The sequence below is a fragment of the Mucilaginibacter sp. KACC 22063 genome, assembly GCF_028736115.1.
Taxonomy (GTDB): domain Bacteria; phylum Bacteroidota; class Bacteroidia; order Sphingobacteriales; family Sphingobacteriaceae; genus Mucilaginibacter.
Genome location: NZ_CP117877.1, coordinates 2,519,185 through 2,532,614 on the forward strand (window position 1 = coordinate 2,519,185; position 13,430 = coordinate 2,532,614).

Here is a 13,430-nt window from a genome sequence, read left to right on the forward strand (position 1 = left end):
GGTTCTAAATACTCTTTGGTTTTGGTATCAGTACCTTATTTATGACATGAATATAACCGTTTGACTGATCCAGGTCTGCTGCTATGATGGTGCCTTTGTTACCATATTCATCAATAAGGATGATATTGTCTGCACTGTCTGTAGTAAGGGTAAGTATGCTACCGCTTAAAGTCGGAATTTTTGCTTTACCGTTTTCTGCCTTTATCTTTTTCCGCAGGTCTTTAATTTTTAAATTTCCCGGTATAGCCTGGTAGGTGAGTAATGCGCATAATTCTAAATTATGTGATTTCTTTTGCAGCGTATCTATCCTCCCACGGCGCAGCTTGTTAAAAGCCGCATTGGTAGGGGCAAATAAGGTAATAGGCCCTTTGCTTTTAAATGTGGCGATAAGGCCAGCCGAACGCATTAGCTTAGCCAGAATTGAAAACTGTTTTACTTCCCTTAAATTTTCTATGATGTCCTTAGCAGTTCCCATCTTGATTCCGTTCACATCTTCAATGTCATTTTTTTTTAAACGATTTGATTTTACAGAATCGATAACAGACGTACTGGGTATCATAACCCTTTGCGCATAAGTGCTTGCAGTGGCAAATAATAAGATGAATAAAAGGTATAGACGTATCATGGCAGTAAATTGCTGGCAGATAGTTAACTAAGTATCCTTCAACTTGTTTTAAATAAGAAAGGCTGCCCTTATTAAGGCAGCCTTTACAATATTCATTAAGTGTATTTTACCACCCTGGGGTAAAGCCTAATCCAAACACTGGTTTTTTAACATCATTACGGTTAAACGGCACAGCAAGGTAAGGCTCAAGTACGAAGAAACCGAATATGTTTACTCGCAATGATACACCCGCACTAAGTGCCGGTACACGCTGGTTAGTATTATAAACAACAGCAGTTACTGGTTTGCCATCGGCCCCGGTTACAGGTTTACCTGTATTGTCAATTAGCTGTTGCGTACCAATTGCGTCGGGTGTTTTCTGGAATTTGATTTCGTTGCCTGCGTTCCATGCTAAGCCGGCATCAAAAAATAAGTTTAGCTCGGTGAACAGGAACTTAGATTTAATCTGGGATAATTTCTCAGGCCCAGTAAATGGCAAACGCATCTCAAAGTTGGCTACCGCTATGCGATTACCTGATAACTGGTCAACGGTGAAACCGTTTTTAGGTGTGCTGTTGCTATTGTAAAAGCTATTGTACTCGTAACCGCGTATCAGGAACGGGTAGCCGATAAACATAGGATACAGCAAGTTTTGGGTGTCACCAATCCTTGCCGTAGTATATAAACGCCCTGCAAATGTTACCGGTGATAAACGAATGTATCGTCTTAAATCAATGCTTGGTGCAAAGTAACGTACGGTACCAAGATCATATTCGGCTTGTATACGGTAACGGAAACCTGTAAGCGGCGAAGCAATCCCAAAGTAAGAGTTATCACCAACTAACGCAGTGGTAAACTGCATTAGTGTAAATGGTTTTAAGTTGATACCATTATTGTATGGATCGGCTTCATACTGGCTTCTTGAAATATGATGCTTTTCTGTTGTAATAGGGTAGCGGCTTGTTGTATCGTAATAAGTGCTATACCTGTCTACCCGGTACGAGTAATGCGAAACGCCCGTACCAAACTCAATCCTGGTAGTTTTTGAGAAAGGGTAAGCAGTAAATATGTTTGCCTGATCCTGGAATATGCGGACGATGTCGTAACGCTCTTCATAAACAGGAATATTTTTACCCTGGTAATTATAGGTTGACGGTACAAAGTTGTAGTTGACGTATTGATATGGAATATGTGACAATGCCGTACCAAAGTTCCATCTGCCAGACTGGTTGATGTACGCAACCTGTGCACCGAAATCATATATTTCACCGTTTACAGACGCACCTGCATAAATTTGGTTACGGCCCAAAATATCACTGAACACACCCTGAACACCGCTGGCTAATCCTGTCCCATAGGTACTTACACCAACACCCACACCGCTGCTGGCCAAATAGTCCAGTTTAAATTGCGGGCGGTAGGGGATGTTGTGAATTGAATCTGCCGGTATACGTTGGTAAGCCAAAAAGTTGTTCAGGTTGGCGTTGATCAGATCTACACCCACTGCTTTTGGCGGAGGCAGCAATGCTGCATCAAAATTGGTGTTGCCTTCTTCAACGGTTAGAGGCTTAAACTGCGAAGCCTTAGCGTTATACAAAGCGTATTTTTGAGAACGATAATAAGAGTAAACAATATCATCATTAGCAGAAATGCTTAACGCCGGTGAATATTCTGTGATGCCACAAATGCCTGTAAACAGATCGGTCATTTGCTCCACTTTTCCTGTAGCAAATGTATATCTGTACATGTTGCGGAAACCATCGCGGTTAGACAAGAAGTAAACTTGTGTGCCGTCTGCAGAATACTGCGGGTTAAGATTGTTGGCTCCGTTAAACACAGGGATATCGGTAATCTTTCCGGTAGCTAAATCAAGCTCCGCAAGATTAAAGGTAATTTCCTGCGATAATGATTTGTCATAAGTTGTACGGTCGGAAGAGAAGATAATCTTCTTGCCATCGCGCGAAAAGCTTGGCTGATAATCTGAATACTTATCGTTGGTAAGTTGCCTTACTTTTTTGGTATCGAGGTTATACATATACAAATCGCCATAACCATTTGACAAACCCTGGAAAACGATATCCTTTCCGTTTGGCGACCAGGAAAGGTTACTGAATTGTTCTGCATTACCCATAGCCAGGTCGCTCAGCACACGTCCATTAGGTACGCTTACAATCATCATCCGGTTACGTCCATTGCTGAATACGCTGAACGCAAACTTTTTACCATCGGGCGACCAGGTACCGGCCGACTCAATAAAGTTAAATTCGTCGATGTGCGTATTGGAGACCTTGCTCGTGAGTTTTTTTAAGACTCGCCCCGTCTTGGCATCAGCCAGGTAGAGATCGACTGTAAACAGATCTTTTTCTGATAAAAAAGCCAGATACTTTCCATCAGGGCTGATAGAAGGAGCGACGTTCATCTCTCCAGAATTTTTATTGTCGATAATTCGTGTACCTACAGGCGTTTGAACAGTATCTTTCAGATAGGGTTTGTAGGTAGCTTCTATCGAATTTTTCCAGAGGTTAGACAGCGTTTTGTCGTCGTAACCAAATGTACGCCTGATACCGTATTCCAAACCAAAACGTGCTGTGTTTTTGAAGAAGGGAACGATAATGGTATCCCCGTAAGTTGATCCTAAAAACGACCAAAAAGCTTCACCATAACGGTAAGGGAAATATTTGGTGCTTTGGGTAAGATCGCGTACGGTTGGAATGTCATGATTTAAATAAGCATCGCGCATCCACATGGCCGTATAAGCATCCTTTTTACCTAACGACAGGTATTCGGCCATACCTTCTATCATCCAAAGCGGAAGATTGTTGATATTGGAAAGATTGGTAGTATCATTTGCCAGCAATGAATGGTATTGGAAGGCGTGAACCAACTCGTGGCCAATGACGTGGCGGGTAGTTTGATTGGTCTCCATAATGGGCATTACCACACGGTTTTTTAAACCTTCGGTAACACCGCCTGTACCTACGCTTATCTCGCCGTCAATGGCTGTAGTTTGTTGAAAATCCGGGTGATCAGCGTATAAGATAATTGGATTAGCTCTTCTGAAAGTATCACGAAAAACCTGCTGGTGCAGCGTATACCAAAGCTCACTTTCCTGCGCAAAACGCTTCAGCAAGCTATCATTTTTCATATAATAGTAAATCTCAAAGTGCGGCGTTTTGTAAACCTTAAACTTCAGGTTTTTATAACGCACTTTGTTTTGACCAAAATATTGTGCGCTTGCCTGTTTAGTCATCAGCAATGATGACAGCGCACAAAGCGCCACAATGATATACTTATTTAACAAAGGGTAAACTTTACGCATATAGGGCAGAATACTATTGGTTAAATTTAATAGTTATTTTAATTAATGGGGTATTTTATGGTGTTGTAGTTGGTTTATTTTCCGGTGTAGTTGTTTCAGGCTGTACCGGTACAGGCGCAGCCTGAGTTGTATCAACTGGTGCAGATAATGTGTCTGCAGAAGTAGTATCCTGAGAAATGTGCGGCGACGGGCAAGAATACTCTTTGGTAATTTTGCTCCATGGTTTAGGAAACGGTCCCGGCTGATAACCGCTGTTAGGGTCAGCATATACCTTTTCCATAAAACGGCCAAATATTGGCAGCGCCGTGTGCGAGCCTTCGCCAGTTTCAGATGTGGTAAAGTGTACGCTTCGGTCGTCGGCACCTACCCAGATACCGGTCACCAGATCTTTGGTGATACCCATATACCAGCCGTCAACGTAATCTGAGGATGTACCTGTTTTTCCGCCGATCTGGTTGCTTGCTTTTTTCCAAAGCCCCGGGTACTCCCATAATGCCTGTGACGTACCGCCTGGTTCTTCCATACCACCGCGGAACATATACAGCATCAGCCATGCAGTTTCATCACTTAAAACCTTCTCTGTTTTTAAGGTAAACTCTTCCAATACATTATTATGCTGATCGGTGATCTTAGTCACTAATAAAGGATCAATTTTTTCGCCACGGTTCAGGAAAGTGCTGTAAGCACGCACCATTTCATACACCGAAACGTCGTTTGATCCCAATGAAACTGAAGGCACAGATTTAAGGGGACTTTCTATACCACATTTATGTGCATATTCAACCACTTTATTCCAACCCACCTTTTCAGTAAGCTGTGCAGTGATAGAGTTTACAGATTTACCCATTGCCCAGCGTAATGACATTTCGCGATAACTGAAGTGGAAATCTGCATTGTTTGGCGCCCAAACGTCAGGTTTGCCGTTATCCATGTAGCTGATGGAAACCGGCTTATCGGTAAACTTATCGCATGGTGTATAACCGTTATCTATAGCAGTAACGTAGGCAAAAGGTTTAAAAGTAGAACCGGCCTGGCGCTTTGCCTGGTTAACGTGGTCAAACTTAAAGTACTTATGGTCTATACCGCCTACCCAAACTTTAATCTTCCCGGTTGATGGTTCAATGGTCATCATGCCGGTATTTAATATCTTAGCGTAATATTTAATAGAGTCGATACTGGAGAAGGTGGTATCTTTCTCGCCGTTCCAGGTAAACACCTTCATGCGTTTAGGCTTTTTGAAATAAGCCTGTATCTGCGTGGTGTCACCCTTATACTTTTTATCCAGCAGATCGTAAATCGGTAGTTTTTGCTCAGCTTTTTGGATAAAGTCTACAATAATGTTTCCTTTTGAATCGCGCCAAGGCGTTTTGTTGCCCCAAAGGTTATAAAAACGCTTTTGCAGCATCTTCATTTTTTCGGCAACAGCCTCTTCGGCAAATTGTTGCAAGCGCGAATCAATGGTAGTGTAAATCTTCAGGCCGTCTTCATAAAGGTCATAGTCGTTTTCCTTCAACCATTTTTCAAGCCATTTTTCTACAGCGCGGCGAATGTAAGAGTCGCCCTGTGCATCGTTTTCTACGTAACTTAAATTGAGGTCAAGGCCTTTATTTGCATTTTCTTGGTAAACAGCTTTGGTGATGTAACCGTATTTCTCCATCTGACCTAAAACGGTATTACGCCTTTCTAAAGAGCGTTGCGGATACCTTATCGGATTGTAGATAGAAGTTCCCTTTAGCATGCCGATTAATGTGGCAGCTTCGGCCGGATTAACCTGATCCGGAGTTTTATTAAAATACTTTAAAGTCGCCGTTTTTATACCGAACGAATTGTTGCCAAACGGTACAGTATTAAAGTAAAAGGTAATTATCTGCTGTTTGCTGTACACATGCTCAATCTTAAATGCTGTAAGCCATTCTTTACACTTATAAACAATGGTACGCAAAACAGGTATATGCCTTACAAAGCCTTGCGACTTACGTTTACGTGTATTAAACAGGTTTTTTGCAAGCTGTTGTGTAATGGTACTGCCGCCGCGTTTATCGCCTTTTGCAGTTGAAACAATACTGCTGAAAAAACCTACAACATCAACACCGTTATGCTTATAAAACCTTGCATCTTCGGTTGAAACCAAAGCGTTGATGAGGTTTGGCGATATTTGTTTATATTCTACAGGAGAACGGTTCTCTTTGTAATAGCGGCCGAGTAGCTTGCCATCGGCTGAGTAAACCTCCGAAGCAACAGACATTGTAGGGCTTCTAATATCCTGCATATCAGGAGAGTATCCGAAAAGCCAAAGGAAATTTAGCTCGATGGCACAAAAGAAGATGATTACAAAATATATAAAAATTAAAAAACTGCGCAGGAATAGATTGTTAATACGTCTGAACATTGGGTAAAGATGTGAATTTATGCTGCTATATCATAGCAATCAACAAATATTAACAACGTAATTAATACTCCGAAATTTTACTTAAAATCTTTTAATATGAAGAAAATCATCGAAGACTTTAAAATAACTGATACAGAACATTTTTCGCTGAAAAAATACGACACTGGTTATACAGCCGATTATAAAAAAGAAGATGCCGACCTGATACTACAGGGGCTTATCACTGAAATTTCCGAATTACAGGAAAAATTATATGCTTGTAATCATTATGCTTTGCTCATCATCTTTCAGGCGATGGATGCCGCCGGTAAAGACAGCGCTATTGCACATACCATGTCCGGACTTAACCCGCAAGGGTGCCAGGTTTACAGTTTTAAGCAACCAAGTACTGAAGAGTATGATCATGATTTTTTATGGCGGCATTATAAAGCCCTGCCTGAAAGGGGTCGTATCGGAATACATAACCGCTCGCATTACGAAAATGTGCTGGTGACCAAGGTGCATCCCGAATATGTTTTGAAAGAGAATATACCGGGTATTGGTAAAGTTGAAGATATCGACGAATCATTCTGGAAGCATCGTTATAAAAGCATTAAATCATTTGAAAAGCATCTTACCCGTAACGGCACCGTAATTATTAAATTCTTTTTACACGTTTCAAAAGAAGAACAGAAAGAACGCTTTTTACAACGATTGGAAAAACCAGATAAAAACTGGAAGTTTTCTGCTGCCGATATTGCTGAACGCGAACATTGGAATGAGTATATGGATGCTTACGAACAGGCCATAAAAGAAACCAGCACAGATAATGCCCCCTGGTATGTTTTGCCTGCTGATAAAAAATGGTTTACACGCATTGCTATATCTCATGTTGTACTGGAAACCTTGAAAGGCCTTGATTTGCGTAACCCACGTGTTCCGGCTGATCAGAAGGCTAAATTTGATGAGATCAGGAAGCAACTGGAAAACGAAAAGTAAATTCTCGGTTCATTGATTTAACCAGAACCAAATAAATTTTAATACGTTTATCAATAATGATTGCCGAACCAATTTCCACACTGCCTATCGTAAAGATTAACGGTACACAAACTTTAAATGTGACTGATGAGCTTGCAGTGGAAGAGCCTTTGGAAATACGCCTTGAATATGGCTCAGCAGATCAGCGGATCACAAAGAATGTATCCGTTACCATGCGTACTCCGGGTAATGACGTAGAATTGGCAACCGGTTTTTTGTTTACAGAGGGCATCATTAAAAGTTATCATGAAATAAGTGATGCCGGGCATTGCTTTATAGCTTGCGCCGAAAACAAAGAGAATGTTATTCAGATAAGTTTAAAGCCGGAGGTTATTCCGAACCTGCATAATACCGAGCGAAACTTTTATACAACATCCAGCTGCGGAGTTTGTGGCAAAGGATCTATAAATGCCATCAGGACTGTAAAAGAAGATAGTAGCTTATCCGATACCAATCATATAGATGCAGCTATACTTCAGCTTCTGCCACAAAAATTGGAACAAAGCCAGGATGTTTTTTCAAGTACCGGTGGTTTACATGCTTCTGCCTTATTTGATGCAAGCGGCAATCTGCTGTTTCTCCGCGAAGACGTGGGCCGCCATAATGCTTTAGACAAACTAATCGGCACCGCTTTAAAAGAAGTTATATTGCCATTAAATAAACACATCTTGTTGCTAAGCGGCAGGGCCAGTTTTGAGCTGGTACAAAAAGCGGTAATGGCAGGCATTAACATTATTGCAGCAGTTGGGGCGCCGTCAACATTGGCTGTTCAACTGGCCAATGAATTTAACGTTACGTTGATTGGCTTTTTGCGCAATCACCGATTTAACATATATACATCACCACATAGAATAAATATACCCCGTTATGAAAATACGCATTAAAGGGAACTCATTAAGATATCGTTTAACCCGTTCAGAAGTGGAGCATTTTGCAACTGAAGGCGTTTGTAAAGAAGTAACCAATTTTGGAGACGATCACCTGACCTATGTTTTGCAGCGTACTGCCGAATATGATGTGTTTGCTACTTTCAAAAATAATATTATCACGCTATTTATCCCGGAGGCATTGGCCGATGAGTGGACAAGTACCGACCGTGTAGGTATTGAAGCAGATAATGGACCGATGCATTTATTGCTCGAAAAGGACTTTATGTGTACCGATGCTACCACCGAAGACCAAAGCGATAATTATCCAAACCCTTTAGCACGTTGAGTATGGACTTTGAAGAAAAATCATCAGCCGGATTGCCCAACCCTGAAAATCCGGAAAAACTGCTCAAACTTGACCTGGATAAACCCAGGGATTGGGCAGCAGGTATACCGGCAGTAACCACTGCATTTAAGCATGTATTGGAAGAGGCTGGCGCCATACGAGGAATGGGAGCATTGCTTAAGATGAACCAGAAGCATGGTTTTGATTGCTCAAGCTGTGCCTGGCCCGATCCGGATGATGACCGTTCGCCCATTGCAGAGTATTGCGAAAACGGGGCTAAAGCATTGGCTGAAGAGGCTACTCAGAAGAAACTGACGGGTGAGTTTTTCGTTCAAAATTCAATAGCTGACCTTGCAGAACTTACCGATTTGGAAATAGGTAAAAAGGGTAGGATTGCCCAGCCGGTTTACCTGCCAAAAGGCGGCACCCATTACCAGCCTGTTACCTGGGATTGGGCTTTTAAAAAGATTGCTGAGCATTTAAACGCACTGGATTCGCCTAACGAGGCGGCATTTTATACTTCAGGCCGGACCAGTAACGAAGCTTCTTTTGTATACCAATTATTTGTGCGTGAGTATGGTACCAATAATATGCCGGATTGCTCTAACATGTGCCACGAGTCGACCAGTGTGGCTTTGGCCGAGTCCATCGGTATAGGCAAGGGCACAGTGACCTTAGAAGATATACATAACGCCGAGGTGATTATTATTATGGGTCAAAACCCGGGAACCAATCACCCACGGATGTTGACGGCGTTAAGAAAAAACAAAGAGAACGGAGGTAAGATCATAGCTGTTAACCCACTTAAAGAGGCCGGTTTAATAGGCTTTAAAGATCCGCAGACTGTTCGTGGCTTTGTAGGTACCAGTGTTACCATTGCCGACTTGTACTTGCAGGTGAAGATCAATGGTGATATGGCCGTTTTAAAAGCGATTGAACTATTACTTTACCAGGCAGAAAAGGACACGCCAGAACAGGTTTTTGACCATCAGTTTATACAAAACAATACGGTTAACTATGAAAAGTTTATAGAGCACCTGCAAGCGTATAACTTAGATGATCTGGCAGAAGCAGCAGGCGTACCAGCAGCACAATTGATTGAAGCGGCAGAAATGCTGAAGCATAAGAAGAAGATCATTGTTTGCTGGGCAATGGGCATTACCCAACACATTAACGGTGTTGATACTATTAAAGAAATTGTGAACCTGGTATTACTGAAAGGCAGTATCGGCAAACACGGTGCAGGGTTGTGCCCGGTGCGTGGCCATAGTAACGTACAGGGTAACCGTACGATGCTTATTTACGATAAACCGTATGAAAAGCAGTTGATAAAAATCAAAGAGGTATATGGTTTTGACCCACCTAAAGAGCATGGTTACGATGTGGTGGATTCTATCAAAGCCATGCACGAAGGTAAGCTGAAAGTGTTCTTTGCTATGGGTGGCAACTTTTTATCAGCAACGCCTGATACTACTTACACTGCCCAAGCCATGCGCAAGCTAAAGCTGACGGTAAATGTGTCTACAAAACTTAATCGTGGGCATTTGATAGTAGGCGAGGAGTCGATCATATTGCCTACACTTGCCCGTAGCGATAGAGATGTTGTCAATGGCGTTGACCAAATGGTAAGTTGCGAAAACTCGATGGGTGTGGTACAGCAATCAAAAGGAATGCTGGAGCCTATATCCAATGACCTGATGAGCGAGTCGTTAATTGTTTGCAATCTTGCTAAAGCTGTGTTAGGCGAACGTACAGTTGTGCCCTGGGACCGTTTCATGGAAAGTTACGATAACATTCGTGATGATATTGAAAAGGTGATTCCGGGTTTTGAGGAATACAATAAGAACATCCGCAAACCTGGCGGTTTTTACTTGCCTAACGCACCACGGGCAGGAAAATTTGAAACTGACGACTGGGACGGTAAAGCTGCTTTTAATGTTGCCGGGTTACCTAAACATAAGCCGGAAGCAGACGAATACTATTTAACCACCATTAGAAGCCATGATCAGTTTAATACCACCATTTATGGTTTGCAAGACAGGTACCGTGGCGTACATAATGAACGCCGTGTAATATTTATGAACCCCGCAGACATACAGAAAGCAGGTTTTAAAGCAGGAGATATTGTAGATATTTCAAGCCATTACGAAGGTGTTGAGCGTATAGCAAGGAAATTTATCATCGTGGCTTATGACATACCAGAAAGTAATACAGCCGTGTACTATCCGGAAGGAAATGTGCTGGTGCCCATATCAAGCGTGGCTAAAAAGAGCAACACGCCAACTACCAAACTAATATTTGTTAAAATTAAAAAGCACCAGGATTAACCGGTGCTTTTTTAATACTTAATGTCTATATAACCGTCAAATGATATGGCATCGCGGTTAGTGAACAAAAACTGTGTCCAGGTATTTCCGTTGGGATAAATATTGAAAGTTACCCGTTGCAAATTTTTAACATCTTTTGGGATAAAGGTAATTTGCCAGTTTCCCTTTTTCATTTGTTTTTTGGTGTAAGTAAACTTAGTTGAAGTAAACTTGATGCCACCTTCATTAGGGTTGTAAGGTACATCAAAGTAAGCCTGACCAAAATAGGGTAGAAAGCTGATTACCGAATCGGGCTTTACGCGTATATCATAATCAGAGGTTAAATACGGATGCCCGCCGCGAAGCGGATTGGCATACTGCGCCACAAACCTGAAATTTTTACTCTCCACCTTATTCTTTACAGAGTCTTGCTTAGCTGTCGATTTTTTTTGAGCAAAGGAAAAATTGAAAGCAAGCAGCATAATCACAAGGCACGTTATATATTTAAGATGTTTCATGATGTTAATTGGTGTATATCATATTATACTTAAAAATTTTAAAAAGGTTTATTTTGAACCTTTTATAATTAACTAAAATAAAAAAGCCACCCGGAGGTGGCTTTCATGTATTCTATTTTAATCGATTAGATCAGGTTAACACTGCGGTTAACAAACTCGGTTAACTCTGCACCGGTTAGTAATCCCTGAGATAATAAAGCAAGGTCAAATGCCTGTTTAGCAAGTTGTGCCTGCGTATCGGTATTTTCCTCGTTAAGGATACGGGTGATTAATTTGTGGTTACCGTTTACAATCACTTTATAATTGTCCGGCATCTGTCCGTAAAAACTCATACCGCCGCCCATAGCTGCCATATCTTTCATACGGCGCATAAACTCATCCTGGGTTACGGTTACAGGTAGTTCGTCAGGGCTAAGGCTTTCCAACTCAACTTTGTAAGCAGGTTTGCTTATAGCAGTATCGAAAATGCTTTTTACCTGTGTTGATTGTTCTTCGGTTAAAATATGAGCTGGCGCATCGTCCTTTTTAATCAATTTATCTGCAACATCTGCATCAACGCGTTTAAGCGAAGTTTTTTCAAGCTTCTGCTCTAAATGGCTGATAAAGTGATTATCAATAGGCGACTCCATCGCTAACACATCATAACCTTTTTTATTGGCCGATTGTATAAACGAATGCTGTTTGTTAGTATCGTTGGTATATAAGTAGATCAGTTGGCCATCTTTGTCAGTCTGTACAGGCGAAACTTTGTCTTTGTATTCGCTTAAAGTGAAGTTTTGCTTGTCGGTATTGCTCAGCAATACAAAGTCTTTCGCTTTTTCGTAGAACTTCTCATCGCTGATGAACCCGTATTTTACAAACATGCCAATGTCGTTCCACTTTTCTTCGTAAGCTTTGCGGTCGTTTTTGAAAAGCTCGGCAAGTTTATCAGCCACTTTTTTAGTGATGTAGCTGTTGATCTTCTTAACGTTGCTGTCTGCCTGTAAAAAGCTGCGGGATACGTTCAGCGGGATATCCGGTGAATCGATTACACCGTGCAATAACATTAAAAACTCAGGTACGATATCTTTTACTTCGTCGGTAATAAATACCTGGCGAGAGAATAATTTGATCTTGTTACGCTGAAATTCGTAATCGTTTTTAAGCTTAGGGAAATAAAGTACACCGGTTAAATTGAACGGATAGTCTACGTTTAAATGAATCCAGAATAATGGATCTTCAGAAAACGGATATAGTTCTTTGTAAAACGCCAGGTAGTCCTCGTCTTTCAGTTCAGACGGCGCCTTGGTCCAGATAGGGTTGGTGTCATTAATGATATTGTCAACCTCTACTGATTTATATTTGGTTTTACCTTCTTCGTCAACGCCATCTTCTTCAGATTCTGTTTTGGTGCCAAACTTAATAGGCACAGGTAAAAACTTAGCGTATTTATCAAGGATCTCCTGAAGTTTATGTTGACTTAAAAATTCTTCCGACTCGGAATTTACATGCAGTATTACATCTGTACCGCGGGTTGTGCGTGTGCCTTCTGTAATTTCAAATTCAGTGCTGCCATCGCATATCCAACGAGCAGGTTCGGCCCCGTCCTGGTAAGATAGGGTATTGATCTCTACCTTATCGGCCACCATAAACGCTGAGTAGAAGCCTAAACCAAAGCGGCCGATGATTTCATTGGCATCTTTAGCTTCTTTAAACTTCTCCATAAACTCGGTAGCGCCCGAAAAAGCAATCTGGTTGATGTACTTTTTGATTTCGTCGGCTGTCATACCGATACCGTTATCAGATATGGTAATTGTTTTTGCCGCTTCATCCAATGAAACTTCTACCTGTGGTTTGCCTAAATCGCCGCCATATTGGCCTAATGATGCAAGGCGTTTAATTTTTTGGGTAGCATCCACCGCGTTAGAAACTAACTCGCGCAGAAATATTTCATTATCAGAATATAAGAATTTCTTAATGATAGGAAAAATGTTCTCGGTGTGGATCGATATTGTTCCTTTTTCTTGCATAATAATCGTAGTGTTTAGATATGGTGATTCGGCAAGAATATTATCAATCTACA

General features: G+C 41.4%; 9 protein-coding genes. 4 read left to right on the forward strand and 5 right to left on the reverse strand.

The annotated features are described in order from the left end of the window. Window positions 1–4: 4 nt before the first annotated feature. The 3 genes from PQ461_RS10725 to PQ461_RS10735 all read right to left on the reverse strand — a co-directional run bounded on the left by PQ461_RS10725 (window position 5) and on the right by PQ461_RS10735 (window position 6,312). The gene (locus PQ461_RS10725) at window positions 5–625 is read right to left on the reverse strand and encodes a fasciclin domain-containing protein (protein WP_274205495.1); all 621 of its coding nucleotides are present in this window, start codon (window positions 623–625) and stop codon (window positions 5–7) included. 106 nt (window positions 626–731) lie between these two features. Beyond that, on the reverse strand, window positions 732–3,923 hold the full coding sequence (locus PQ461_RS10730) for a DPP IV N-terminal domain-containing protein (RefSeq protein ID WP_274205497.1): 3,192 nt from the start codon (window positions 3,921–3,923) through the stop codon (window positions 732–734). A 55-nt stretch (window positions 3,924–3,978) separates the two neighbouring features. Then, on the reverse strand, window positions 3,979–6,312 hold the full coding sequence (locus tag PQ461_RS10735) for a transglycosylase domain-containing protein (protein ID WP_274205499.1): 2,334 nt from the start codon (window positions 6,310–6,312) through the stop codon (window positions 3,979–3,981). Window positions 6,313–6,408: 96 nt separating this feature from the next. On the opposite strand from PQ461_RS10735, the gene PQ461_RS10740 reads away from it, so the two are divergent. Genes PQ461_RS10740 through PQ461_RS10755 form a run of 4 tightly spaced genes read left to right on the forward strand, consistent with a single transcriptional unit; the run spans window position 6,409 to window position 10,871 of the window. Further along, window positions 6,409–7,290, forward strand: coding sequence for a polyphosphate kinase 2 family protein (locus tag PQ461_RS10740; protein WP_274205501.1), 882 nt, complete (start codon window positions 6,409–6,411; stop codon window positions 7,288–7,290). A gap of 56 nt (window positions 7,291–7,346) precedes the next feature. Beyond that, window positions 7,347–8,213 (forward strand): formate dehydrogenase accessory sulfurtransferase FdhD, encoded by an 867-nt coding sequence (gene fdhD, locus PQ461_RS10745; RefSeq protein WP_274205502.1) that lies wholly within the window; start codon window positions 7,347–7,349, stop codon window positions 8,211–8,213. Beyond that, the gene (locus tag PQ461_RS10750) at window positions 8,197–8,544 is read left to right on the forward strand and encodes a DUF7009 family protein (RefSeq protein ID WP_274205503.1); all 348 of its coding nucleotides are present in this window, start codon (window positions 8,197–8,199) and stop codon (window positions 8,542–8,544) included. Before fdhD ends, PQ461_RS10750 begins: the two co-directional genes overlap by 17 nt. A gap of 2 nt (window positions 8,545–8,546) precedes the next feature. Further along, window positions 8,547–10,871: an FdhF/YdeP family oxidoreductase gene (locus PQ461_RS10755; RefSeq protein WP_274205504.1), complete on the forward strand. Its 2,325-nt coding sequence runs from the start codon at window positions 8,547–8,549 to the stop codon at window positions 10,869–10,871. Between the two features lie 11 nt (window positions 10,872–10,882). Here the strand turns inward: PQ461_RS10755 and PQ461_RS10760 are convergent, their stop codons facing one another. Both PQ461_RS10760 and htpG read right to left on the reverse strand, forming a co-directional pair. Further along, the gene (locus PQ461_RS10760; protein ID WP_274205506.1) at window positions 10,883–11,368 is read right to left on the reverse strand and encodes a DUF4251 domain-containing protein; all 486 of its coding nucleotides are present in this window, start codon (window positions 11,366–11,368) and stop codon (window positions 10,883–10,885) included. Window positions 11,369–11,493: 125 nt separating this feature from the next. Beyond that, entirely contained in the window at window positions 11,494–13,377 is a 1,884-nt protein-coding gene (gene htpG / locus PQ461_RS10765; protein WP_274205510.1) for a molecular chaperone HtpG, read from the reverse strand. Window positions 13,378–13,430 lie beyond the last annotated feature (53 nt).